Annotated in this window: 23 protein-coding genes and 1 tRNA gene; 14 read left to right on the plus strand and 10 right to left on the minus strand. The window is 70.7% G+C overall.

Annotated elements, in window-relative coordinates; all coding sequences use genetic code 11:
• Positions 1 to 2 precede the first annotated feature (2 nt).
• Complete coding sequence (locus tag AB0D04_RS10325) at positions 3 to 683, minus strand: TetR/AcrR family transcriptional regulator C-terminal domain-containing protein (RefSeq protein WP_362701519.1); 681 nt, start codon at positions 681 to 683, stop codon at positions 3 to 5.
• 101 nt (positions 684 to 784) lie between these two features.
• Between AB0D04_RS10325 and AB0D04_RS10330 the strand changes: the two genes are divergently transcribed.
• Positions 785 to 1204, plus strand: a complete 420-nt coding sequence (locus AB0D04_RS10330; RefSeq protein WP_362701520.1) for an ester cyclase — start codon at positions 785 to 787, stop codon at positions 1202 to 1204.
• 24 nt (positions 1205 to 1228) lie between these two features.
• Here AB0D04_RS10330 and AB0D04_RS10335 read toward each other — a convergent pair whose 3' ends face one another.
• Positions 1229 to 2575: a hydrolase gene (locus AB0D04_RS10335; RefSeq protein ID WP_362701522.1), complete on the minus strand. Its 1347-nt coding sequence runs from the start codon at positions 2573 to 2575 to the stop codon at positions 1229 to 1231.
• A 338-nt stretch (positions 2576 to 2913) separates the two neighbouring features.
• Between AB0D04_RS10335 and AB0D04_RS10340 the strand changes: the two genes are divergently transcribed.
• Positions 2914 to 3552 (plus strand): hypothetical protein, encoded by a 639-nt coding sequence (locus tag AB0D04_RS10340; protein WP_362701524.1) that lies wholly within the window; start codon positions 2914 to 2916, stop codon positions 3550 to 3552.
• 46 nt (positions 3553 to 3598) lie between these two features.
• Here the strand turns inward: AB0D04_RS10340 and AB0D04_RS10345 are convergent, their stop codons facing one another.
• Positions 3599 to 3925: a deoxyxylulose-5-phosphate synthase gene (locus AB0D04_RS10345; RefSeq protein WP_362701526.1), complete on the minus strand. Its 327-nt coding sequence runs from the start codon at positions 3923 to 3925 to the stop codon at positions 3599 to 3601.
• Positions 3926 to 4119: 194 nt separating this feature from the next.
• Between AB0D04_RS10345 and AB0D04_RS10350 the strand changes: the two genes are divergently transcribed.
• Both AB0D04_RS10350 and AB0D04_RS10355 read left to right on the plus strand, forming a co-directional pair.
• Positions 4120 to 4800: a DUF899 family protein gene (locus AB0D04_RS10350; protein WP_362701528.1), complete on the plus strand. Its 681-nt coding sequence runs from the start codon at positions 4120 to 4122 to the stop codon at positions 4798 to 4800.
• Positions 4801 to 4896: 96 nt separating this feature from the next.
• Entirely contained in the window at positions 4897 to 5658 is a 762-nt protein-coding gene (locus AB0D04_RS10355; RefSeq protein ID WP_362701531.1) for a phosphoglyceromutase, read from the plus strand.
• A 47-nt stretch (positions 5659 to 5705) separates the two neighbouring features.
• On the opposite strand, the gene AB0D04_RS10360 is transcribed toward AB0D04_RS10355, so the two are convergent.
• Together AB0D04_RS10360 and phoU are read right to left on the minus strand one after the other, a co-directional pair.
• A complete protein-coding gene (locus tag AB0D04_RS10360) occupies positions 5706 to 5915 on the minus strand; it encodes a hypothetical protein (RefSeq protein WP_362701534.1) in 210 nt (69 codons plus the stop codon).
• Between the two features lie 471 nt (positions 5916 to 6386).
• Positions 6387 to 7064, minus strand: coding sequence for a phosphate signaling complex protein PhoU (phoU, locus tag AB0D04_RS10365; RefSeq protein WP_362701536.1), 678 nt, complete (start codon positions 7062 to 7064; stop codon positions 6387 to 6389).
• Between the two features lie 485 nt (positions 7065 to 7549).
• Between phoU and AB0D04_RS10370 the strand changes: the two genes are divergently transcribed.
• Both AB0D04_RS10370 and AB0D04_RS10375 read left to right on the plus strand, forming a co-directional pair.
• Positions 7550 to 8821: an ATP-binding protein gene (locus tag AB0D04_RS10370; protein WP_362701539.1), complete on the plus strand. Its 1272-nt coding sequence runs from the start codon at positions 7550 to 7552 to the stop codon at positions 8819 to 8821.
• On the plus strand, positions 8818 to 9498 hold the full coding sequence (locus tag AB0D04_RS10375; RefSeq protein ID WP_362701542.1) for a response regulator transcription factor: 681 nt from the start codon (positions 8818 to 8820) through the stop codon (positions 9496 to 9498). Before AB0D04_RS10370 ends, AB0D04_RS10375 begins: the two co-directional genes overlap by 4 nt.
• A 97-nt stretch (positions 9499 to 9595) precedes the next feature.
• Here AB0D04_RS10375 and AB0D04_RS10380 read toward each other — a convergent pair whose 3' ends face one another.
• A complete protein-coding gene (locus AB0D04_RS10380; protein WP_362701544.1) occupies positions 9596 to 10270 on the minus strand; it encodes a DUF461 domain-containing protein in 675 nt (224 codons plus the stop codon).
• Between the two features lie 908 nt (positions 10271 to 11178).
• Here AB0D04_RS10380 and AB0D04_RS10385 point away from each other — a divergent pair.
• The 7 genes from AB0D04_RS10385 (at position 11179) to AB0D04_RS10415 (ending at position 18400) form a co-directional block, all read left to right on the plus strand.
• Positions 11179 to 11661 (plus strand): CarD family transcriptional regulator, encoded by a 483-nt coding sequence (locus AB0D04_RS10385; RefSeq protein ID WP_003953493.1) that lies wholly within the window; start codon positions 11179 to 11181, stop codon positions 11659 to 11661.
• A 367-nt stretch (positions 11662 to 12028) separates the two neighbouring features.
• Positions 12029 to 12775 (plus strand): 2-C-methyl-D-erythritol 4-phosphate cytidylyltransferase, encoded by a 747-nt coding sequence (ispD, locus tag AB0D04_RS10390; RefSeq protein ID WP_362701547.1) that lies wholly within the window; start codon positions 12029 to 12031, stop codon positions 12773 to 12775.
• Positions 12762 to 13274, plus strand: a complete 513-nt coding sequence (ispF, locus tag AB0D04_RS10395) for a 2-C-methyl-D-erythritol 2,4-cyclodiphosphate synthase (protein WP_362701549.1) — start codon at positions 12762 to 12764, stop codon at positions 13272 to 13274. Before ispD ends, ispF begins: the two co-directional genes overlap by 14 nt.
• A gap of 203 nt (positions 13275 to 13477) precedes the next feature.
• Entirely contained in the window at positions 13478 to 13882 is a 405-nt protein-coding gene (locus AB0D04_RS10400; protein ID WP_362701552.1) for a PPOX class F420-dependent oxidoreductase, read from the plus strand.
• 199 nt (positions 13883 to 14081) lie between these two features.
• On the plus strand, positions 14082 to 15476 hold the full coding sequence (gene cysS, locus AB0D04_RS10405) for a cysteine--tRNA ligase (RefSeq protein ID WP_362701555.1): 1395 nt from the start codon (positions 14082 to 14084) through the stop codon (positions 15474 to 15476).
• Between the two features lie 185 nt (positions 15477 to 15661).
• On the plus strand, positions 15662 to 16612 hold the full coding sequence (gene rlmB / locus AB0D04_RS10410) for a 23S rRNA (guanosine(2251)-2'-O)-methyltransferase RlmB (RefSeq protein ID WP_362701558.1): 951 nt from the start codon (positions 15662 to 15664) through the stop codon (positions 16610 to 16612).
• A 156-nt stretch (positions 16613 to 16768) separates the two neighbouring features.
• The gene (locus AB0D04_RS10415) at positions 16769 to 18400 is read left to right on the plus strand and encodes a DoxX family membrane protein (RefSeq protein WP_362701560.1); all 1632 of its coding nucleotides are present in this window, start codon (positions 16769 to 16771) and stop codon (positions 18398 to 18400) included.
• A 175-nt stretch (positions 18401 to 18575) separates the two neighbouring features.
• Here AB0D04_RS10415 and AB0D04_RS10420 read toward each other — a convergent pair whose 3' ends face one another.
• From AB0D04_RS10420 to ugpC, 3 genes are all read right to left on the minus strand, one after another.
• Complete coding sequence (locus AB0D04_RS10420) at positions 18576 to 19304, minus strand: nucleotidyltransferase family protein (RefSeq protein WP_362701562.1); 729 nt, start codon at positions 19302 to 19304, stop codon at positions 18576 to 18578.
• Between the two features lie 29 nt (positions 19305 to 19333).
• On the minus strand, positions 19334 to 19765 hold the full coding sequence (locus AB0D04_RS10425; protein ID WP_362701565.1) for a hypothetical protein: 432 nt from the start codon (positions 19763 to 19765) through the stop codon (positions 19334 to 19336).
• Between the two features lie 304 nt (positions 19766 to 20069).
• A complete protein-coding gene (gene ugpC, locus AB0D04_RS10430) occupies positions 20070 to 21206 on the minus strand; it encodes a sn-glycerol-3-phosphate ABC transporter ATP-binding protein UgpC (RefSeq protein ID WP_362701567.1) in 1137 nt (378 codons plus the stop codon).
• Positions 21207 to 21410: 204 nt separating this feature from the next.
• On the opposite strand from ugpC, the gene AB0D04_RS10435 reads away from it, so the two are divergent.
• Positions 21411 to 21484, plus strand: a tRNA-Thr gene (locus AB0D04_RS10435).
• A 451-nt stretch (positions 21485 to 21935) separates the two neighbouring features.
• Here the strand turns inward: AB0D04_RS10435 and AB0D04_RS10440 are convergent.
• A complete protein-coding gene (locus tag AB0D04_RS10440; RefSeq protein ID WP_362701570.1) occupies positions 21936 to 22637 on the minus strand; it encodes a hypothetical protein in 702 nt (233 codons plus the stop codon).
• Positions 22638 to 23207 lie beyond the last annotated feature (570 nt).

Consider the following 23207-nt stretch of genomic DNA (forward strand, 5'->3'; position numbering starts at 1 on the left):
CCTCAACCCTTCGTACGCTCGGCGACGCCCGCGAACCCGGCGATCAGCGCCTCGACCGCAAACCGGAACCGCTGCTCGTCATCGACTCCGGCTCCGGTCCGGGCCGCCTCTGTCAGGAGCGGATAGCGGGCGGCGTCCAGCCGGGCCAGCCACCCGGGCGAGCCGGGAGTCCGTCCCTCCGGATCGGCATCGTTGCCCACGCCGGCCTCGCCTGCCGCGTGCCCGACGACGAACAGCGACAGCGCATTGAGCGCATCGACCGCCCGGCCGAGCGGGAAGCCGGCGCCGGTCAGGGCGCCCAGGCCGCGTTCCACCGCGTCCAGGCCCGTCGGGGTCACCATGGGCCGGGTCACCACCAGGGGCAGTACGCCCGGGTGCCGTAGCAGCGCCTCCCGCAACGAGGCCGCGTAGCCGCGCAGTTGTTCCTGCCAGGGCGCGCCTTCGGCCGACAGCGGCAGCGCCTCGGCGAACACGCGCTCCACCAGGCCGTCGAGCAGCGCCTCCTTGTGGGGTACGTAGTGGTAGAGCGTCATGGCCTCCACCCCCAGCGCGCCCCCGAGGCGCCGCATCGACAGGCCCCGCAGCCCTTCGCGGTCCACCAGGTCCAGTGCGGTGTCCAGCACCAACGCCCGTGACAGCCCGGCACGTTCCCCCGGCGCCCGCCTGCCCGCCTTGCCCGTCATGCCGCTCGCCCCATCCGTCCCGCCCGCCTTGACTTTCTTACGCCGTAAGTCGATCCTAGCGGCCGAGATATTCTTACGGCGTAAGACAGGAGTGGGGCAGGATGACGAACAAGCAGGTCGTCGAGGGTTTTCTCGCCGCCGTCAACGAGCGTCGGACCGGCGATTTCCCCACCTTCATGGCGCCCGACGTCATCGACCACAACAAGATCATCCACGGTGAGGAAGACCGGCCCGGCGCCGCTTTCGAGGGCTTTCGCCAACAGCTCACGGCCTTCGGTGAGTTCAAGGCCGTCGCCGAGGAGCTGATCGCCGAGGGCGACGCCGTGGTCGCGCGGCTCACCGTCAGCGGCCGGCACACCGGCGCCCACCCCCGTATGCCGGAGCCCACCCGCCGGGCCTTCTCGGTCGAGCAGATCTGGGTCTTCACCCTGCGCGGGGGCAAGATCGCCGAGATCCGTGCGGTGAGCGACCGGCTCGGTATGTTCCTCCAGCTGGGCTGGGACTGGCCGGCCGCCGGCTGAGAGGCGACCGGCCGCCCACGCCGCCTACGGCACGAACCGCACCTCCGGGCAGCGGCTCGACGGCCCGTCCAGCAGCCCGCTGCCCTGCCCCCGCAGCCAGCGGTCGAAGAACGCCGAGACATCAGCCCGTTGGGCCACGACGGCACGCCCGGGACGGACCGTACCGATCATCTTCGCGACGTCCGCCCGCGGCAGCCCCAGCTTCCGCGCGACCTGCGGAATCAGCGCCTCCGCGTCCGTATAGCTCGCATGCTGACTACCCCCCAGCGTCAGATCCCGATGCCACCCCGTGCTGTGCGCCCACACCGCGCCCCATGAAGCGACGCGGTGATGGGTGTCCCCTTCCTTCCCCATCAACAACAACGGCCGGTCCACGCCGTCCGTTCCCACCGTCGACGGATGCGACGGGTCGTCATCGCGCTGCGTATAACCCATCACCCCGTCCATGTTCGCCGCGGCCCTGATCCGCCGGTCGTCATGCATCGCCTGCGCCGCCGTGAACCCACCGGCCGACTGCCCGAACATCCCGACGGCATCCAGATCCACCGCCCGCCGGAGCGCACCCGGCAGCACGGACCCCGGACCCGACCTCGCCAACTCGTCCAGAACGAACCGGGTGTCCGCCACCCGCACCCCCGCCACCTTCCTCAGCAGCTGCGTCATCCGCCCCGCCTTCCGCGCCCGCGCGATCTCCTGCGGCATCACACTGCGCGCCACCCGCCCGTCCGGGAACTGCACCGCGGGCGCCTCATAGGTGTGGTCGATGGTCACCACCACATAGCCACGGGAGGCCAGTTCGTCGCAGAGCGTGCTGCCGAGCGAGCGGGGATCGCCGGCACCGGGGGAGTACAGCACCACCGGCAACCGCCGCCCCCGGTGCGGGGCCACCGGCGCACCCTCATGCGCATGCGTACGGGTGGCTCCCCAGGCGACCTTCCCCTTCGGCACGTACTCCGAGAAGGAGTTCAGCCGGTCGAACCCCGCCGCCTCGCCCGGCAGCATCTGCGGCGCGCGCGGATACCGCCCGGCGTCCGCCCGCGCCGGGTACCGGACGCTCACCATCAGCTCCCGGTGTTGCTGCCCGGCGGCCCACGGGTCGCGGTGCTGCCGGTCGACCAGGTGGAGCGAGACCGTACCGACCCGGTGCCGGCCGGTGGGTGCGGGCAGCGTCATGGGGGCCGTACGTGGGCCGGCGGCCGGTGTGTGGACGGAAGGGGCGGCGGGTCCCCCGATTCCCGCCGCCCCCGTCGGCCCCTGTGCCCCCTCCGCCCCCAACACCGCCACGACCAGCGCAGAAGCGGTCACGAGCCCTCCGACCGCCACGCCCCACCGCACGCCCTTCCTGCGCCGCGCCGCCACCACGTCCGTCATCCCTCGCTCCCCGCTCCCCGTCCGCTCGGCTCATGCCCCGCACGCGGCCCCCCGGCCCCCCGGCCCCCCGGCAGCCCAGACGCCCACAGCGGTCCGGGCCACCACGCCAGGATCCCGAAGCCGGCTGCCGGGGGCGATGGGGGAGACCCCCCTCTTCGGGGTGTGGCCACCACGTCCACGCACGGGCCGCGGGTGCGGGGCCGCATGCCCTTTGCGCAGGGGGAGTTGCCGCGCCGACTGCCGGGGGCGGGCCGACGGGCGCCGCGTCAGGTACGCGAGGATGAGGGCGCTCGACGGTGAACGCGGGCCAGTACGGGAGTACAGGAGTAAGGGAGCGAATGACCGAGATAAAGTTCTGCGTCTCGCGGGGCGATTTTGCGCAGCAATTCACCGCACTGCCCGAGTGCGAGGCATGGGGGCAACTTCAGCCGGGAAACGGAAGGGTCGCCGCCGAATCCCCGCTGGCCCGGATACATCGCCACGGCGGAAGTGCCGACCACGAGCGGAGTTTCGCCCTCACGGCGCCGGCAGAGCCCGCCCACACCCTGTGCACCGTCATCCCCCAGGCCGGCGCCCCTCACCCGCAGACCGTGTATGCGGTGCACGACGGTTCCGGCCGCTTCATCGGCCGGATCATCCAGGAGCGTTCCACCCTGGGAATGCGCCAGGCGTGGCGTGTGGAGGACGCGGGCAAGCAGTGCAGCGCGGTCGCCTATAAGGGGAGCATCCGCGCCTGGACAGCGTATTGGGTAGCCTCGCCGTTCTTGCTCGTCTTTGCGTTGCTGGGTTTCCTCCACGACGGCGAAGCTTCGTTCAGTTGGCTGTGGGGAAAGCCCCGCCGCACTCGCTGGCGCATGCGGGCCGGCGGCGGACGGAGGAAGGTCGCCCTCGACTTCCGGTCCGGCCGCTACCGCGCCGACACCGGGGTGCTGGACACGCGTCTCCTCTACGCACAGGCCGCGCTGTACGGCGCGTAGAGCCAGGTCGCCGCTGCCGGGCCGGTGCTCCGTATGCGGTGACGGACTACGGCACCTCGTACCGCACCAGTGCCCGGGCGAACGGCTCACCCGTGGCCTTGGCGTACGCCATGCGTGCGCGGACCTCGTGGAGGGTCCGAGGACGGTAACCGGGGCCGCCGCAGCAGCTCTTGTGGAAGCGGATGCCCGCGTTCAGGAGTACGGAGAGCACGCGCCAGCCCTCGGTGTCCCGGCGGCGCGGCGGTTGGAAGGCGGACCCCACGTGGGTCATCGTCCGGGCGCAACGCGGGCAGCGGCGTTCGCGCGCCCGGTCGTACGGCTGCTTGTAGGAGGCCCGGCAGGGGAGGCAGACGTAGGACGTATGGGAGCGCATGCGGGGGAGGCTAGTGGGGTGGGTGGGGGAGGGCCACGGGTTTTGGCGGGGGCCCGGCTGCGCAGGTCCCCGCCCGGCTGTAGCTGAGGACGTCCTGATGCGACCGGAGCAGTGACGGGTCGCGGGAGCCCCAGGGCGGGTCTACGCTCGGAAATCGGCCGAGGGCCGGGCGGATCGCCACCCAGGAGGACGCGATGCGGTACAGCAGACTGGCCGGCGAAACGGCGGACTACGCCTCCGCCCGCGAAGAGCTCCGCCAGGCCGAGGTCGAGCTCATGCGTCATCGCGAACAGGTCGCGGCGCAGCGGCGGGCGCTTCCCGAGGGACCGCCCGTCGAGGACTACGTCTTCACAGAAGGCCCCGCCGACCTCGGCGCGGGCGATGACCCGGTCCGCGAGGTCTCCCTCAGCGAACTCTTCACGTCCCCCGACCGCCCGTTGATCATCTACCACCTCATGTTCGGCAAGCTGCAGACCGACCCCTGCCCGATGTGCACGCTGTGGATCGACGGCTTCAACGGCATCGCCCATCACCTCGCCCAAAACGCCGACTTCGCCATCGCCGCGGCCGCCGGCCCGCCCGCCCTCCGGCAGCACGCCCGCAACCGTGGGTGGCCCGGGCTACGCCTGCTGAGCTGCGGGGACAGCACGTTCAAGTACGACCTCGGCAGCGAGGACAAGGACGGCGCACAGGATTCGACGGTCTCCGTCTTCACCAAGGACCCCGACGGGACGCTGCGCCACTTCTACTCCGCCCATCCCCGCATGGCCGACGACATCGACGAGCGCGGCATCGACCTCCTCGCCCCCGTCTGGCACCTCCTCGACCTCACCCCGGGCGGCCGGGGCGGCTGGTACGCGGGACTCGGCTACTGAGCCGCGGCGACCGGGTCCGGCACCACCGCGCCGCCCGGACGCCCACGTCCTGGACCTGGGCCGGGCCCCTTCCGAATGTGGATTACGCTCGAGGTCATGGCCGACGCACCGTACAAGCTGATCCTCCTCCGCCACGGCGAGAGCGAATGGAACGCGAAGAACCTGTTCACCGGCTGGGTGGACGTGAACCTCAACGAGAAGGGCGAGAAGGAGGCGGTCCGCGGCGGAGAGCTGCTCAAGGACGCCGGTCTGCTCCCCGATGTGCTGCACACCTCCCTCCAGAAGCGCGCCATCCGCACCGCGCAGCTCGCCCTGGAGTCCGCCGACCGCCACTGGATCCCGGTCCACCGCAGCTGGCGCCTGAACGAGCGGCACTACGGCGCGCTGCAGGGCAAGGACAAGGCGCAGACGCTCGCGGAGTTCGGCGAGGAGCAGTTCATGCTCTGGCGCCGCTCGTACGACACCCCGCCGCCCGCCCTTGAGGACGGCTCCGAGTTCTCCCAGAGCGACGACCCGCGCTACGCGGACATCCCGCCGGAGCTCCGCCCGAAGACCGAGTGCCTCAAGGACGTTGTCACCCGCATGCTGCCGTACTGGTACGACGGCATCGTCCCGGACCTCGTCGCCGGCCGTACGGTCCTGGTCGCCGCCCACGGCAACAGCCTGCGCGCCCTGGTCAAGCACCTCGACGGGATCTCCGACGCGGACATCGCCGGCCTGAACATCCCCACCGGCATCCCGCTCGCCTACGAGCTGGACGCGGCCTTCCGCCCGGTCACGCCCGGCGGCACCTACCTCGACCCGGAGGCCGCCAAGGCCGCCATCGAGGCAGTGAAGAACCAGGGCAAGAAGAAGTAGTACGCGAGGACGTGGGGCGCGCGCCGTAGCGCGTCCTGGCAAGCCCTCTACCTGCGGGTTCTCCGTGGGTGGAGGGCTTGTTGCGTGGTGTGGCCGGTGTGTGAGGCGGCCAGTTCGCGGCACCAGGGGCAGTCCGCCGCCACATGGTCGCGGCCGGGGGTGTCGAGCCAGTAGGCGCCGAGCAGCTCGGGGTTCACGCCGGCGCGGTATTCGTCGTGGGCGGGCGGTACCGGGCGGGGGTTCTTCGAGGGCTTCATGCTCGGGCCAACGCTGTGGGGTCGTCGCTCGCTATGGGGGGCGGCATGATCGCGATGCATTTGTGACAAAAGGGACTGATGGCTGCGTTTCGGGCGGGGGCGGTCGGGCGGCCACCCGGGAAACGCAGCGGCCCCGACCGGCGGAACGCCGATCGGGGCCGCGGTGCGCGTCGCGGTGGCTAACCGCAGGCGCCGCCGCACTGGCACGGCCCACCGGACTGGCAGCCGCACTGGCAGCCGGGGCCGCAGCTGCAGCCGCTGAGCAGCGGGAGCTGCGGGCGCGCGAGGGGTGGTGGCGCGCCGTGCGGCGGGGCCGGGTTGGGGGAGTCCGCCATGAGTGCCATGAATTGCCTCCTAGGGGTCACCTTGGTGCCCATTGCAAGCCCGTGCGGCGCGGCGCGTCAACGGCGCGTGGAGGCATACGTCAACGGTGCACGGGGGTGCAAGGGGGGCGCAGGGCCCGTACGAGCGCTACGTGCCCTCGACCGGCGTCGGCGGGGCGATCTCGTCGGCGTGCTCACCGGTGACCAGATAGACGACCCGCTTGGCCACGGAAACCGCGTGGTCCGCGAACCGCTCGTAGTAGCGGCCCAGCAGGGTCACGTCCACCGCCGTCTCGATGCCGTGCTTCCAGCGGTCGTCCATCAGGTGCTGGAAGAGGGCGCGGTGCAGCAGGTCCATTGCGTCGTCGTCCTGCTCCAGCTGGAGCGCCAGATCGACGTCCTTGGTGATGATGACCTCGCCGGCCTTGGCCATCAGACGCTGCGCCAGCTGCCCCATCTCCAGGATGGTGGCGTGCAGATCGCGCGGTACGGCCGTCTGCGGGAAGCGCAGCCGCGCCAGCTTGGCCACGTGCTGGGCCAGGTCGCCGGAGCGCTCCAGGTCGGCGCTCATCCGCAGCGAGGTGACGACGATCCGCAGGTCGGTGGCGACCGGCTGCTGCCGCGCCAGGAGGGCGATCGCGCGCGCCTCCAGGTCACGCTGGAGGTCGTCGACCTTCTCGTCGGCGGCGATCACGGTCTCGGCCAGCTTGAGATCCGCGTCGAGTATCGCCGTGGTGGCGCGCCCGATCGCGGAGCCGACGAGCCGGGCCATCTCGACCAGGCCCTCGCCGATCGAATCCAGCTCCTCGTGGTACGCGTCCCGCATCAGTGACCTTCTCTCGCATCGAGTGCTATCGGGTGGTGGGGTGGCTGCGAGGGGAACGAACGACCAGTGACGGTAGGTTCCCACGCTCCCACGCTCTGTGCCCGCACGGCCCGCACTCCGCGGAGCCCGGCCGCTGCGCGCCGGTGCGGGACCGAGTCATACGCCCGCACCCTCACCGTGCGGGGGCATCGCGACCTGCGCTCCCACCCGGAGTGAACCGCCGCCGACATGAAGGTGAACTCTGGGCGACATGACCGCCGTCCTGATGGTGTCCTGACGCGCACCGTCAGGTCACCACCAGGCGACGCCAAGGCACTACCGCGCGGTCGCATCGATCCCAACAGGGGCTTCCCATGCCCCCGCGCGCCCTTTCCGCCCTCCGGAGTGAACCACCACCGACGCCACAGTGAACTCTGGGCGACGGGTGTTCGAGCAGACGCCCACACGGCTGGGGAAGTGTCCGACCTGCCGCATACGCTGGAGTCATGAACGTGGACGCGGCCGTTGCCGCAGTGGCAGCGATCGCCGGGTTGTGCACCGGCGTCTTCGCCATGCTGGCATTCCGCTGGAGCGAGCGGGACCACGCCAAGCCCACGCGTACCTCCCTGCACACCGACGCCGTGCTGCCGCCCGGCGTCGACACCGTCCTCTCGGTGCTGCGCTCCTCTGCCGTCGTCCTCGACGAGGCCGACGCCGTCGTCAAGGCCAGCTCCGCCGCGTACGCCCTCGGGCTGGTCCGCGGCGGCAAGCTCGCCGTCGAACCGATGATGCAGATGGCCCGCGACACCCGCCGGGACGGCGAAATACGCCAGGTGGAGCTGGATCTGCCGCGCCGCGGCACGGGCCGCGGGGACGCACTCGCGGTCTCCGCCAGAGTCGCCCCGCTCGGCTCCCGCCTGGTACTCCTCCTGGTCGAGGACCTCACGGAGGCCCGTCGCATAGAGGCGGTCCGGCGCGACTTCGTCGCCAACGTCAGCCATGAGCTCAAGACGCCCGTCGGTGCCCTCTCCCTCCTCTCCGAGGCCGTGATGGACGCCAGCGACGACCCCGAGGCCGTCGAGCGCTTCGCCGGCCGGATGCAGAACGAAGCCACCCGCCTGACCAACCTCGTCCAGGAGCTGATCGACCTCTCCCGGGTCCAGAACGACGACCCGCTGGAGGACGCCGAGCCGGTCCGGGTCGACGAACTGGTCGCCGAGGCGATCGACCGCTGCCGCCAGCAGGCCGGTACGAAGCAGATCACCATGGCCGCCGGAGGCACCGCCGACCTGCACGTATGGGGCAATCGCGGCCAGCTCGCCGCGGCCCTCGGCAATCTCGTCGAGAACGCCGTCAACTACTCCCCGGCCCGCACCCGGGTCGGGATCTCCGGCCGCCGGGTGACGGCGCCCGGAGGGGACCTGATCGAGATCGCCGTGACCGACCAGGGCATCGGCATCTCCGAGAAGGACCGGGACCGCGTCTTCGAGCGGTTCTACCGAGTGGACCCGGCGCGCTCGCGCGCCACCGGCGGGACCGGCCTCGGCCTCGCCATCGTCAAGCACGTGGCCGCCTCCCATGGCGGAGAGGTCACGGTGTGGAGCGCTGAGGGACAGGGCTCCACCTTCACCCTGCGTCTCCCCGAAGCCGGTGCCGTACGCGACCGCGAACGGCCCGCCGATCTCGATACCGCGGAGGGCCTCGACGACGAGGACCGACCGTACGAGACCTTCAACGAACCGCTCCCTGCTCACCCTGCCCCGGAGGTCCTTCCGTGACCCGAGTGCTTGTCGTCGAGGACGAGGAATCGTTCAGCGATGCACTGTCGTACATGCTCCGCAAGGAGGGTTTCGAGGTCGCCATCGCGGCTACGGGCCCCGACGGACTGGACGAGTTCGAACGCAACGGCGCCGACCTGGTCCTGCTGGACCTGATGCTGCCGGGCCTGCCCGGCACCGAGGTCTGCCGCCAGCTGCGTGGCCGCTCCAACGTCCCGGTCATCATGGTGACCGCCAAGGACAGCGAGATCGACAAGGTCGTCGGCCTGGAAATAGGAGCCGACGACTACGTCACCAAGCCCTTCTCCTCCCGCGAACTGGTCGCCCGCATCCGCGCGGTGCTGCGCCGCCGCGGCGAGCCGGAGGAGGTCGCCCCGCAGGCCCTGGAGGCCGGCCCGGTCCGGATGGACGTGGACCGCCATGTCGTCACGGTCTCCGGTGGCAAGGTGGACCTGCCGCTGAAGGAGTTCGACCTCCTGGAGATGCTGCTGCGCAACGCGGGCCGCGTGCTGACCCGTATGCAGCTCATCGACCGCGTCTGGGGTGCCGACTACGTGGGCGACACCAAGACCCTCGACGTCCACGTCAAGCGGCTGCGCGCCAAGATCGAGCCCGACCCGGGCGCGCCGCGCTTCCTGGTCACGGTCCGTGGCCTGGGCTACAAGTTCGAGCCGTAAGCCATGCCCGGCAATGGCCGATTAGCCGGTACGCGTCAGGGCGCCCTCCCGATCGGAGAGGCGCCCTGACGCGTGCTGCGGCGCTTTGGCCGTGGACTCAGTGACCGGCGTGCGCCGTCTCCGACGCCTCACCGGCCGGCTTGCCCGGCTCCTTCGGCGTACCGGACTCCGTCGGCTTGCCCGACTCGGCCGGGGTCGCGGACTCGGCCGGCTTGCCCGACTCCGTGGAGGTCGGCGAGCCGGACGGCTGGGGCATCACCTCGGGGCCGTAGCCCTCGAAGTAGCTCTTCGCCGGGACGACATACGCGCCCAGCTGCACCTTGCCGGTGGAGTTGAAGCTGAACGTCAGCGGCTGCAGGTTCCCGTCCTTGACGGACTCGCGCCCGCTCGCCAGGACGGCCGAGGCGTTGCCCGCGCCGCCGATCACGACGGAACCGCCGGCCGGCACGGTGATCGGGCCCGCGGCACCGGTGGCGGGCTTGAGCTTGGCCGACGTGCCGGTGCCGTTGAGGGAGATCGCGGTCAGCTTCTGGGCCTTGCGGCCGCTGTTGAACACCGTCGCGCTGATCACCGCCGGACCCTGGGCGTCCAGGTCGGGCTGCGTGATCACATTCACGTTCTGGATCTTGATGTCGCCGACGGAGGTCGCGGCGTTGTCCGGCTTGACCTGCAGCGTCTGCGCGTCACCACCGGCCCCGCACGCGGAAAGCGAGACGGCGGAAAGCGAGAGGACGGTGGCGGCGAGGACGCCGCGTCGAAGGCTGCGGCTCACGGCGGCGGCATCTCCTTGACGAGCTACGGCGGCCGAACTTCGTGCCCGGTCGCGGATGGGCGGCTGGGGCGGCGCTGCGTACGCGTCATGTCGACGGGTACGTAAAGCCGCCCTAAGGGTGTGTCAGCGCCGCTAGGTTACCGAGCCGCCCTCGCGCCGCCGCACCCGACCCGCCCCCAGCGCGATCACGCACCCCACGGGCCACGCCGCGCGCTGTCCGGCACGGCGTCCCGTGGCGCGCCGTGGGCGCCCACGGAGGCCGCGGCAGGGAGCCGGGAGCCGAGCCGTGCGGGGACCCGGAAGGAGCGCCGTGACGCTCCCTGGAACGCCCCAGGAGGGCCCGCGACCGTATTCACCAGATCACCCCAGGAACACCCCGCGACCTCCCCGGAAGAACAATCATTGGCTCGGTCCCGATGAGTGCTCCCGTCTTCCCCGGCGTGTCCCGAGAACTCCGTTTGAATAATCCTCAAGAGTTCGTCGGCTGCCAGGGCGACTCCGGCCGGGTCGGCGGCCGGCCCTTTCCACCGGTGAAAAGCAGTATTCGCAGGGAATGCGGGCACTGCCGGGAATTGATCACCACGCTCGGCGGCCGGCTGTTGATCAATTCGAGAATCGACCCGGAGCGGTCCGCGAGCACCGAACGGAGTAGCTGAAGTCGCTCATACGGATCCCCGCAAAACGGGATGTTCGGCCTGTTGATCTTCTCGTTCCGGGTGTGTGGTGGGTACGTTTCCGCTCACCTGTGGAGCCCCTCCCACCTGCGAATACCCGCATAGAGCGACCCCTCGCAGCACGTTACGGCCGCTGTTGTCAAGCCCCGAGATATGCCCTGACCTGCGAAAACGCCATTCAGAACGGCCCGTTCCCGTGTTAGCATGGATAGCCACGGAAGGGGTACCTGTCACATGACGTTCAAGGTTGGCGACACCGTGGTCTATCCCCATCACGGGGCCGCGCTGATCGAGGCCATCGAAACTCGCCAGATCAAAGGCGTGGACAAGACCTACTTGGTGCTGAAGGTCGCCCAGGGCGACTTGACTGTTCGTGTGCCAGCGGACAATGCGGAGTTCGTCGGCGTGCGCGACGTGGTTGGTCAGGACGGGCTGGACCGGGTCTTCGAGGTGCTGCGTGCACCGTATGCCGAAGAGCCGACGAACTGGTCCCGTCGCTACAAGGCAAATCTCGAGAAGCTCGCCTCGGGCGATGTCATCAAGGTCGCCGAGGTGGTACGTGACCTGTGGCGTCGTGAGCGTGAGCGCGGACTCTCCGCTGGTGAGAAGAGGATGCTCGCCAAGGCGCGCCAGATTCTGGTCAGCGAGCTCGCCCTCGCGGAGAACACCAACGAAGACAAGGCCGAGGCTCTGCTCGATGAGGTCCTCGCGTCCTGACGACGTACAAAGTCCATCAAGTCGATCAAGACGTCATTGTGCGAGCTTGAAATGACGTGATGCGACGAAGCGACGTAGCAATGCCGCGGTGCCCGAGTGACGACCGCCTCCTGTCGGAGGGGTCTGTTGCCGGGCGCTGCGGCATATCTGCGACGGCGCATCTGCGACGTAGGAACCGGATGAGAAGTGACGGAAGCCCGTCGTACGCACCTGTGGCGTGCCGGGCTCGGGCAGCTGCCTCGACCGATGTCACGGAAGGGTCCGGTCTAGGCGTCGCGCCCGGCACGCTGAGGCCATACCCACCTCGGCCGAGGAAACAAACCTGTCTGCGTTAATTCCGGGATTACCCCGGACTTCGGAGCCATCGATGTCAGATCCTTCCCGCCCGATCCGCACCGCCGCCGTGATCCCCGCCGCCGGCCGCGGCGTCCGGCTCGGCCCCGGCGCCCCCAAGGCGCTGCGCGCCCTGGGCGGCACACCCATGCTGGTGCACGCCGTCCGTGCGATGGCCGCCTCGCGTGCCGTCTCCGTCGTCGTCGTGGTCGCCCCGCCCGACGGCGCCCCCGAGGTCCGCCACCTCCTCGACGAGCACCCGCTCAGCGACCGCACCGACCTGGTGGTCGTCCCCGGTGGCCAGACCCGCCAGGAGTCCGTACGGCTCGGGCTCGCGGCGCTGCCGGAGGCCATCGACGTGGTGCTGGTGCACGACGCGGCGCGCCCGCTGGTCCCGGTCGACACGGTCGACGCGGTGATCGCGGCCGTCCGCGCCGGTGCGCCCGCCGTCGTCCCCGCGCTGCCCCTGGCCGACACCGTCAAGCAGGTCGAGCCGCAGCCGCAGGGCACCCCGGAGCCGGTGGTCGGTACCCCGGAGCGGGCCCTGCTGCGCGCCGTACAGACTCCGCAGGGCTTCGACCTGGAGACCCTGCGCAAGGCGCACGACACCGTCGTCGAGGGCGAGGGCGCCACCGACGACGCCGGGCTGGTCGAACGGCTCGGCCAGCCGGTCGTGGTGGTCCCCGGCCACGAGGAAGCGTTCAAGGTGACCCGGCCGCTGGACCTGGTCCTGGCCGAGGCCGTACTCGCCCGTAGGAGGGCCACCGATGGCTACGTCTGAGCCGACCCCCCCGATCCCCGCCGGTCTTCCCCTCGTCGGCATCGGCACGGACGTGCACGCCTTCGAGCGCGGGCGCGAGCTGTGGTGCGCGGGCCTGCTCTGGGAGGACGAGGAGTACGGCCTGGCCGGGCACAGCGACGGGGACGTGGCCGCGCACGCCGCCTGCGACGCGCTGTTCTCGGCGGCCGGCGTCGGCGACCTCGGCGCGCATTTCGGCACCGGCCGCCCCGAGTGGTCCGGCGCCTCCGGGGTGACCCTGCTGGCCGAGGCCGCGCGGATCGTACGGGCCGAAGGGTTCGCCATCGGCAATGTCGCGGTGCAGGTCATCGGCGTGCGGCCGAAGGTCGGCAAGCGGCGGGACGAGGCGCAGAAGGCGCTGTCCGCGGCGGTCGGCGCGCCGGTTTCGGTCTCCGGGACGACCTCCGACGGGCTGGGGCTGACCGGCCGCGCCGAGGGGCTGGCGGCGGTCGCGACGGCGCTGGTGGTCCGTACGGGCTGAGGTAGTGGATGCGGCGGGCGGCCCGGCGGGCCCTGTGCAGGACCGCCGGCCCGGCGCGGGAAAAGCCGGCCCGATGCGGGAATGCCGTGCCGCGTACAGGGGTTGACGGAAGCGATGGAGTACCGAAGTACGGATGTCCCGCGGATCCGGCCGCTCGCCGGACCTGCGGGACGTATCGGAACGGCCCGCAGAAAGGACGCCCCGTGACTGCCACCCTCCCCGACGAACTCAAGCAGCTGCTCGACACGCCGGTCTTTGTGACCGTGGCGACGATTCAGCCGGACGGCAGCCCCCAGGTTTCCCCGGTGTGGGTGAAGCGGGACGGCGACGATCTGCTGATCTCGACGACCGTCGGGCGCCGCAAGGAGGGCAACCTCCGGCGCGACCCGCGCGTCTCGGTCGTCGTTCAGCCCTTCGACGCTCCGTACACCTACGCCGAGGTCCGCGGCTCCGCCTCGCTCACCACCGAGGGCGGGCAGGAGCTGATCGACGAGCTGTCGCAGAAGTACACCGGCAAGCCGTACGCCGATTTCAACCCGGCGGCGGCCGACGACAACGAGCGGGTGGTCGTCCGGATCACCCCGCGCAAGGTGGTCGGCCGCATATGAGACCGCGCACACGTCGCACATGGGCCGGATACGGGTCGGATATGAGCCGGATGTGACGGGTGCCTGAGCGGCGTCCGAGCGGCCCGGCGGGGCACAGATGCAGGTGCCGGCTTCGGGTGAATCGGGCGAGTGTCACGGTTCTGTGACCCCACGGCCGACGGGTCACGGGGCACTGCTTCCTTCCGACTACCCTGGTTCCGTGACGATTCGCCTGTACGACACCAGCGCCCGGAAGATTCGCGATTTCATCCCGCTCACGCCGGGCTGTGTCTCGATCTACCTGTGTGGTGCCACCGTGCAGGCCGCCCCGCACATCGGGCACATCAGGTCGGGGCTGAACTTCGACATCATGCGCCGCTGGTTCGCCTACCGCGGCTATGACGTCACCTTCGTGCGCAATGTGACGGACATCGACGACAAGATCATCTGGAAGTCGGCCGAGCAGGGCCGCCCCTGGTGGTCGATCGGCTACGAGAACGAGGTCGCCTTCAACACGGCGTACGACGCCCTCGGCTGCCTGCGTCCGACGTACGAGCCGCGCGCCACCGGCCACATCCCCGAGATGGTCGAGATGATGCGCGGCCTGATCGAGCGCGGTCATGCGTATGCGGCCGACGGCAATGTCTACTTCGACGTGCGGTCCTTCCCCGGTTATCTGGCGCTGTCCAACCAGGACCTGGACCACCTCAAGCAGCCGGCCGGCGAGGGCGAGACCGGTAAGCGGGACCCGCGCGACTTCGCGATGTGGAAGGCGACCAAGGAGGGCGAGCCCAGCTGGGAGACCCCCTGGGGCCGCGGCCGGCCCGGCTGGCACCTGGAGTGCTCGGCGATGGCCCACAAGTACCTGGGCGAGGCGTTCGACATCCACGGCGGCGGCATCGACCTGATCTTCCCGCACCACGAGAACGAGATCGCCCAGGCCAGGGCCTACGGCGACGACTTCGCCACGTACTGGACGCACAACGCCTGGGTGACCATGAGCGGCGAGAAGATGTCCAAGTCGCTGGGCAACTCCCTGCTGGTTTCGGAGATGGTCAAGCGCTGGCGTCCGATCGTCCTGCGCTACTACCTGGGCACCCCGCACTACCGCTCCATGATCGAGTACAGCGAGGAAGCGCTGCGCGAGGCCGAGTCGGCGTTCGCCCGTATCGAGGGCTTCGTCCAGCGGGTCGTCGAGAAGGCCGGCATCGTCGAGCCCGCGGCCGAGGTGCCGCCGGCGTTCGCCGAGGCGATGGACGACGACCTGGCAGTCCCGCAGGCGCTGGCGATCGTGCACACCACCGTCCGGCAGGGCAATTCCGCGCTGACCGCCGACGACAAGGAGTCCGCGGTGGCCCGGCTGGCCGAGCTGCGGGCGATGCTCGGCGTGCTCGGCATGGACCCGCTCGACGAGCGCTGGTCCGGCGGCGGCCAGGACCGCGGCGAGGACCTGCACGGCGTGGTGGACTCCCTCGTACGGCTCGTCCTCGACCAGCGGCAGTCGGCCCGCGCGCGCAAGGACTACGCCACCGCCGACGCCATCCGTGACCAGCTCCAGCACTCCGGCCTCGCCATCGAGGACACCCTGTCGGGCCCGCGCTGGTCGCTGTCCTGAAGCCGGTCCGAGACCCGTCCGAAACCCGTCTGCATCCGGCCTCGAGGCCGGTCCCGGAGCCTGTCGTGACCCCCGGCCACCAGCCGGATTCGCCCTTCCCGGTGGCCGCGGGCGACACTCAATCCATACGTACGTACCCACTCCACGTCGCGAGACGTCGAGAGCAGTGAAGAAACAGGTGACCCATGGCCGGCAACAGCGAGCGCAGGAACCGCCGCACGTCCAACAAGAAGGGCGCCCAGGTCGGCAGTGGCGGTAAGCGGCGCCGGAGCCTGGAGGGCAAGGGCCCGACCCCGCCTGCCTCCGCACGCAAGGGGCACGTCAAGAACCGCGTCGCCAACGCCAAGGCGAAGCAGTCCGCCAAGCGCCCGGCCCCGCGCCGCGGCGGCGCCAAGGGCACGGCGGAGCTGGTCGTCGGCCGTAACTCGGTCGTCGAGGCGCTGCGTGAGGGCGTGCCCGCCACGACGCTCTACGTCCAGCAGTTCATCGACAGCGACGAGCGGGTGCGCGAGGCGATCCAGCTCGCCACCGAGGGCGGGCTGAACCTCCTGGAGGCGCCGCGGCCCGAGCTGGACCGCATGACCAACGGCCTCAACCACCAGGGCCTGGTCGCGCAGATCCCGCCGTACGACTACGCGCACCCCGAGGACCTGGCCGCGGCCGCCTTCGACGCCGGCGAGGACCCGCTGATCGTCGCGCTGGACGGCGTCACCGACCCGCGCAACCTGGGTGCGGTCGTCCGGTCCGTCTCCGCCTTCGGCGGCCACGGCGTGGTCGTGCCGGAGCGCCGCGCGGCCGGGATGACGGCCGGTGCCTGGAAGACCTCGGCGGGCGCCGCGGCCCGTACGCCGGTCGCCCGTGCCACCAACATGACCCGCGCCCTGGAGTCGTACCAGAAGGCGGGCCTGACGGTCGTCGGCCTCGCCGCGGACGGCGAGCTGGAGCTGCAGGACGTCGCGGCGCTGGACGGCCCGGTGGTCATCGTGGTCGGCAGCGAGGGCAAGGGTCTGTCGCGGCTGGTCGGCGAGACCTGCGACGTACGGGTGCGGATCCCGATGCCGGGCGGTGCCGAGTCGCTGAACGCCGGTGTCGCGGCCGGTGTGGTCCTGTGGGAGGCGGCGCGCCGCCGCGCCTGAGTGAGCCGGGTGTCCCCGGGCCGCCCGTCGGCCCGGGACACGCGCTGACACTGCGTACGCCTCTCCGTACGGCTTCCCCTCATTGCGGGCCTTTGACGGGTCTCGGACAGAGAGAACAGGTCAAGGCAGTGTCTTAACCGCGGGTCACTCGGTTAGATGAGCGTGGACACCAGAACACCCCGCACGCCTACGGGGGGACGCTCGCCGGGCTTCGATGACGAGCCCATCCTGAGCTCGGTCAAGGTGCCGTGCGATCCCGCGCAGGTCATTGTCAACCACGCCAGTTTCCGAGTGCAGCTCGCCGGACCCGTAACGGGCGCAGTGGGCAACACCATGGCCGACACCGCGCGGATCCCCGTCATCCGGGGGTCGTCCGCCCCCGCCAGACGGCGGGCGCCCGTGGTGTGGAGCGGCCGTACGGCACCGGGCGGCACCGCCGGCGCCACCACCCAACTCCTGCACGCGGTACGCAACGCGGGCATCGGCCTGGACGGCAGCCAGGGCGAGGACGTCGGAACGACCCAGGTCCTGCCCCGGATCCGCGTCGACGACGCTCCCACCCCGACGGTCGTCGGCCAGCGTGGACCCCTCGAATCCGACAACAACCTGCTGCGCGGCGTACGCCCCGTCGGCAGCGCCTACGGCGACCACCCCCACGGCGACGGCGGCCGCGCCGACGACGACCGCGCGGACGACGGCTACGACGACGACCACTTCGAGGCCCGGGACCGCTACGACACCAAGCGGCGCGGCGGCGACTCCGTACGGCATGCGTACTACCCGGGCCGCCGGATGAACCTGGGCGTCGTCCTGCTCCCGCTGCGCATCTTCCTCGGTCTGATCTCCGTCTACGCCGGCATGGGCAAGCTCTGCGACCCCGTCTACTTCGACGGCGGCGAGCGGGGCTCGATGGTCAAGTGGCTGCTGTCGCTGGACCCCTGGGCGCTGGCCGTGCCGCTGCGCGACTTCGCCGTCTCGCACCCCGTCGGCGCCGGACTGACCGTCGCCTTCCTCCAGGTCGTCGTCGGCGTCCTGACCATCTGCGGGCTGTGGCAGCGCGTCGCCGCGTCGATCGGCGCGCTGCTCTCCGCGGCGCTGCTGATGACGGTCAGCTGGCGCACGGTCCCGGCGTACGACGCCCCCGACATCATCTACCTCGCCGCCTGGAGCCCGCTGATCATCGCGGGCGCCCCGGTCTACTCCATGGACGGGCGGCTGGCCGGCGAGGCCTGGCGGCGGCTCGGCCCGCGGGTCGAGGTCGGTGAGCTGCGGCGCCGGGTGCTGCGGCGCGGCGCGGTGATGACCGCGGTGGTGGCCGGGCTGACCCTGCTCATCGGGTCGCTGCTCGGCGGTGCCGTACGGTCCGCGACGGTTGCGCCCGTACCGCGGCCCGGCGAGCCCGCGATCAACAACCTCCCCGGTACGCCGCTGCCCCGCCCCGGCAAGAAGGCCACCCGGCCCGGCCAGCGCCACACGGGCAACGGCACCCCGCGGCGCCCCGGCACGCCCTCCGCCGACGCCTCGCACACGGCGGGCACACGCGGCCGTCCGTCCGCCTCGACGGCGCCCACCGCCGGTACCACCAGCGGCGCCGCCCAGCCCGGCGGCGCGACCACCAGCGGCCCGCCGCAGCAGACCGTCCCGTCCCGTACCTCGTCCCCCAGCCGTGCCACCCCGAGCTCCGGCGGCACGGGCGGCGGCACCACCGGCGGCGGTACGAGCAGCAGCCCCTCGGAATCCGACAGCGACTCCGGCCGCGGCAGCACCCTGGGCGGCCTCCTGGGCTGATCCGTCCGGCGCGCGCAGCTGTCCCCGATCACCGCAAGGGTGGTCGGGGACAGCTGTGTGTACGGACGTGTATGGGGCAGCGGCACCAAGGGCGGGCCGTGCTGTTGCGGGCTGTGGCTGTGGCTGTGGCTGTGGCTGCGGGCTTGGTGCTCTGGGCTGTGCGTCTGGGGGGGGCTCAACGCCCGTGTGTGCCCAGCTCCTTGGCGGCCTCGGTGAGGTCCTTGGCGGTGTCGATGGCACGCCAGTAGGCCCCGTGGGGGAGCGGATAGCCGGCCAGCCGGCGTTCGCGGGCAAGGCGCGGGAAGGTGGTGCGCTCGTGGTCGCCGCGGGCGGGCAGCAGGTCCTGGAAGGCCGCGGAGAAGGCGTAGACGCCCGCGTTGATGAGATACGGGGAGGGCGGGGCCTCGATGAAGTCCAGGACGTGTCCGTAGGCGTCGGTCTCGACGACGCCCCAGGGAATCCGCGGGCGGGCCAGTGCGAGGGTGGCGTCGGCGTCGCGCTCGTGGTGGAAGGCGGCCATCTCGCGGAGCGGGAAGCGGGTCCAGATGTCGCCGTTGGTGGCGTACCAGGGCTCGTCCGGGCGCGGGAGGAAGGCGGCGGCGTGTTTGAGTCCGCCGCCGCGGCCCAGCGGTTCGGTCTCGACAACGGTCGTGACGCGCAAGGGCAGTTGGGCCCGGTCGAGCCAGTCCTGGAGCACCTCGGCGAGGTGGCCGCAGGAGATGACGGCGTCGGTGACGCCTTCTTCGGCCAGCCAGTTCAGTTGGTGGCCGATGATCGGGGTCCCGGTCCCGGGAATCTCGACCATCGGCTTGGGCCGGTCGTCGGTGTACGGGCGAAGGCGTGAGCCCTGGCCGCCGGCCAGGACCACGGCCTGCGTGGGGTACGGATACGGGGCGTCTGCCATGGTTCGCACCTTATGCGGTGCGGTCGGGGTCAGTGAGCGGCGGTGACGACGCCGGTGGCGAAGGAGGTGTCACAGACCGGGCGGGAGTAGGCCTGGGCGCGGTGTGTGGCGCCGTACTTGGCGACCGCGGCGCGGCCGAGGGAGCGGGCGATGGAGGCGCAGTGCTTGGCCAGCTTCCGGGGCTGGGCGTTCACCGCCTCCTGGAGGTGGGTGAGGGCGACTCCAGGGTCCTTCTCCTGGAGATCGAGCAGGAGGCGGTCCCGGAGGATGTCCTGGGCGGCTCGTGGGGCCTGGGGGGCGGCCTTGATGGCGGCCTTCCCGGAGGACGCGGTCAGTACCTGCGATTCGGCGGCCTGCGACGCCCACGGGACGCGGGTGACCGCGAGAGTCCCGGAGAGCACGAGGACGACAGGCAGGACAAGGGCGAGAGTTCGGCCGATGCGGCGGGCTGCGGAGTTCACGGTCGTGATGGTAGCGAGCAGTGATGATTTGGCGACATTTGGTCACCTTATCGAGGGACGGATTGGCTCGTCGGTGCGGTTATGGGGTTGACGCATCGGTGCGAAAAGCCAGTTCTGCCGGGGTATTTGTCGACGTGTATCGGCGTGGCGGGTGTAGGGGGAGTGGCGGCGGGGCAGGGGCGGTCGTTTCGCCTCTCCGCGGTTCGTGTGACGACGACGGCGACGGCGGTCGGTGCCGGGTACGACCCCCGGCACCGACCGCCGCCTGTCACGCCTTCACGCGGTCACGTCTTTCGCGCCGAGCTCAGTCGCTGAGACGCTCCCCGGACGACGTGGAGAAGACATGCGTCTCACCCGGCGTCGGTACGACGTGCAGCTGGGTGCCCTTCGCCGGGACCTGGCGGCCGTTGACCCGTACGACCAGGTCCTTGACCTCGCCGCCGACCTCCGCGGTGCCGTAGACATAGCCGTCGGCGCCGAGCTCCTCGACGACGTTGACCGTGATGGCCAGGCCGGCCGGCGCGTCCGCGCTCTCCTTGGACAGCGACTTCGCGGCGGCGCCGTTCTGCTCGACGATCTCGAAGTGCTCGGGCCGCACGCCCACGGTCACCGTACGGTCGCCCTTGTCGGCGGCCGCGGTCAGCGCCTCCCGGTTCACCGGCACCACGCTGTTGCCGAACTTCACGCCGCCGTCGGTGATCGGCACCTCCACCAGGTTCATCGCGGGCGACCCGATGAATCCCGCCACGAAGAGGTTGGCCGGGCGGTCGTACATGTTCCGCGGCGAGTCGATCTGCTGCAGCAGCCCGTCCTTGAGGACGGCCACCCGGTCGCCCATGGTCATGGCCTCGACCTGGTCGTGCGTGACGTACACCGTCGTGATCCCGAGCCGCCGCTGCAGCCCCGCGATCTGCGTACGGGTCTGCACCCGCAGCTTCGCGTCCAGGTTGGACAGCGGCTCGTCCATCAGGAACACCTGCGGCTCCCGGACGATCGCCCGCCCCATCGCGACCCGCTGCCGCTGACCACCGGAGAGCGCCTTGGGCTTGCGCCCCAGGTACTCCGTGAGGTCCAGGATCTTCGCCGCGTCCTCGACCTTCTGCCGGATCTCCGCCTTCGGCACCCCGGCGATCTTGAGCGCAAAGCCCATGTTGTCGGCGACCGTCATATGCGGGTAGAGCGCGTAGTTCTGGAACACCATCGCGATGTCCCGGTCCTTGGGCGGAAGGTGGGTGACATCGCGGTCCCCGATGCGGATGACGCCTCCGTCGACATCCTCCAGCCCCGCGAGCATCCGCAGCGAGGTGGACTTGCCGCAACCGGAGGGGCCGACGAGGACGAGGAACTCGCCGTCCTCGATGGCGATGTCGAGCTTGTCGACGGCGGGCTTGTCGGAACCCGGGTAGATGCGGGTTGCCTGGTCGTACGTGACCGTAGCCATGGTGATGAATCCCTTCACCGGCAGGAACGTGCCGGACGATCCGAGTAAAGGAGAGGTGTAGTCCACCGTGGTGGACTGGCCGTGACGCTACCCTCGGCGCGGCCCCATGTCAGTAGCCCTGAGGTCACGAAAATCGCCAGGCCCGCCCGTCACCGAAATAGGGCGACGGGCATCCGGCACGCCTGGGTACACTTCTTCCCGCACGCCTCCTTAGCTCAGCTGGCCAGAGCACCGCTCTTGTAAAGCGAAGGTCGTCGGTTCGAATCCGACAGGGGGCTCTGTGTTTGAGCAGGGACGAAGCCCCGGGTCGGTGATGACCTGGGGCTTCTGACGTCTGTGGGGGAGATCTACGGCTGAAGGTCTACGGCTGAGATTCACGGGTGACATCGACGCGGGTGGTCGGCCGGGGGCGAGCCGCTGCTTCAGTGGCCGGTCCGTGTGGCTGATTGCTTCCGGCTGTGTGCCCTGGGTCACATGTGCGTACGCGCCCATGGTCACGCTCACGCTGATCTGGCTGTGACCGAGGGTCTCTATGGACCTCCATGGACCTCCATCGGGGCGCGAGGGGCCAAGCCGGAGGTGGTGAGCGGGGGGGCAGCCGTGCCGGGGAGTCGTGCGGGCGGATCGGGTGGAGGTGACCGCCATGACAGATGACGGCGCGTCATCCTCGTATTGAACGGCGGCGCAGACCTCATGAAGTCTGCGTCGCCGTTTTGGGTGCGGGACGGGTCAGCCGGCGGAGCCGCTGCGCATTGCCTTGCGCAGGTCACTCGTCTGCTGCGCAAGCGTCTTCAGGTCGACCTTCTTGAGGGAGCGCGAGGCCGCGTCCCCCACCCCGAGCACGTCGCCGACCGAGGTGCTGTCGGCCCAGATGCATATGGGTATGTAGACGCCGTCGCTTTTGGAGATGCCGCAGCGCAGGATGGCTCCCTTCGCGTCGGGGTCCTGGAGAGCGAAGTTCTTCGGCGCGACGGCCATCTCGTTCGGGCCGAACGCTGCCGTCACCCGCTGCGCGGGGCTGGATACCGTACCCGCACCGGTGTGGACGCCCAGCATGACCGAGTCGTTGTTCTTCGGGTGGTAGGCCGAGTCGGTCTGGGCCAGGCCCTTGAACTCCGGGTACAACGAGGGGTTCCGCTTTTCCGGCGGGTACATCTGCGCGGTGGCCTTGGCGTCGTAGCGAAGTTCGACCGGCGTCGACTTCACCACCTTGGGGGTTGTCAGCTTCACCCCCTTGGAGGTGTTCTGCCCCTGGTCCTGCCCCTGGTCCTGGTCCTGGTCCTGCCCCTGGTCCTGCCCCTGGTCCTGTTCCCGTTCTTGGCTCTGCGCTTGCCCCTGTCGCGGCTCGGCGTCATCCCCACCGCTGAGCTTCGACCACGCCAGAATGCCGCCTCCGGCGAGCAGCGCGACGACAACCAGGACGATGGTCACGATCAGTCCGGTGCGGCGCTTGGGTGGAGCCGGAGGCTGCGCAGCGAAGCTCGCGCCCCCATAGGCCGGCAGCCCGGTTGGCGGCGTCGGGCCTGTCTGCGGCGGAAATGGCGCGCCGGGATATGGCGGCTGCGGGGCGCCATGTCCGGGCGGTGGCATCTGTGGCGGCTGGTGGGTCACGGTGGGTGGTTCCCTCATGTCATCGGATGCAGGAGCCTGGACATCCTCCTGCATCCCACGAAGCCGTCGGCGTCAGGGTGGTGCGGCGGGACGACCTGGGCAGCCACCGAAGCTGGTGGATGACCACGCCCAGCTCTCTGGGCGGGTGTTCCCGCTGGATGCCGTTGTGGCGCATGGAGATGTCGTTGTGGAGCACGTACAGAATCCCGCACGGCCGCTGCCGGTCCGCCGGCGGCTTGCGCCCCGGATACGGGAATCGGTGCTCCTTGCGCGCTAGCAACGGCCCGACCAGCTCCCACCGTTCATCCGACGCCATCCGTGGTTGCGTTCCCACGGACAGGCCAACTCCGAACCCGCAGTCCGGCCACAGCCGCCGGCTCAGATCCGCCT

The sequence above is a fragment of the Streptomyces sp. NPDC048483 genome (assembly GCF_040651455.1).
Taxonomy (GTDB): domain Bacteria; phylum Actinomycetota; class Actinomycetes; order Streptomycetales; family Streptomycetaceae; genus Streptomyces.

Bases quoted from the DNA above. Each gene is read 5' to 3' on its own strand.
- AB0D04_RS10330 (WP_362701520.1), top strand. From the start codon at position 785: ATGACGAACAAGCAGGTCGTCGAGGGTTTTCTCGCCGCCGTCAACGAG.
- ispD (WP_362701547.1), top strand. From the start codon at position 12,029: ATGTCAGATCCTTCCCGCCCGATCCGCACCGCCGCCGTGATCCCCGCC.
- AB0D04_RS10415 (WP_362701560.1), top strand. From the start codon at position 16,769: ATGAGCGTGGACACCAGAACACCCCGCACGCCTACGGGGGGACGCTCG.
- AB0D04_RS10350 (WP_362701528.1), top strand. From the start codon at position 4,120: ATGCGGTACAGCAGACTGGCCGGCGAAACGGCGGACTACGCCTCCGCC.
- AB0D04_RS10385 (WP_003953493.1), top strand. From the start codon at position 11,179: ATGACGTTCAAGGTTGGCGACACCGTGGTCTATCCCCATCACGGGGCC.
- AB0D04_RS10325 (WP_362701519.1), bottom strand. From the start codon at position 683: ATGACGGGCAAGGCGGGCAGGCGGGCGCCGGGGGAACGTGCCGGGCTG.
- AB0D04_RS10340 (WP_362701524.1), top strand. From the start codon at position 2,914: ATGACCGAGATAAAGTTCTGCGTCTCGCGGGGCGATTTTGCGCAGCAA.
- rlmB (WP_362701558.1), top strand. From the start codon at position 15,662: ATGGCCGGCAACAGCGAGCGCAGGAACCGCCGCACGTCCAACAAGAAG.
- AB0D04_RS10360 (WP_362701534.1), bottom strand. From the start codon at position 5,915: ATGAAGCCCTCGAAGAACCCCCGCCCGGTACCGCCCGCCCACGACGAA.
- AB0D04_RS10370 (WP_362701539.1), top strand. From the start codon at position 7,550: ATGAACGTGGACGCGGCCGTTGCCGCAGTGGCAGCGATCGCCGGGTTG.
- AB0D04_RS10420 (WP_362701562.1), bottom strand. From the start codon at position 19,304: ATGGCAGACGCCCCGTATCCGTACCCCACGCAGGCCGTGGTCCTGGCC.
- ispF (WP_362701549.1), top strand. From the start codon at position 12,762: ATGGCTACGTCTGAGCCGACCCCCCCGATCCCCGCCGGTCTTCCCCTC.
- AB0D04_RS10355 (WP_362701531.1), top strand. From the start codon at position 4,897: ATGGCCGACGCACCGTACAAGCTGATCCTCCTCCGCCACGGCGAGAGC.
- ugpC (WP_362701567.1), bottom strand. From the start codon at position 21,206: ATGGCTACGGTCACGTACGACCAGGCAACCCGCATCTACCCGGGTTCC.
- AB0D04_RS10335 (WP_362701522.1), bottom strand. From the start codon at position 2,575: ATGACGGACGTGGTGGCGGCGCGGCGCAGGAAGGGCGTGCGGTGGGGC.
- phoU (WP_362701536.1), bottom strand. From the start codon at position 7,064: ATGCGGGACGCGTACCACGAGGAGCTGGATTCGATCGGCGAGGGCCTG.
- AB0D04_RS10345 (WP_362701526.1), bottom strand. From the start codon at position 3,925: ATGCGCTCCCATACGTCCTACGTCTGCCTCCCCTGCCGGGCCTCCTAC.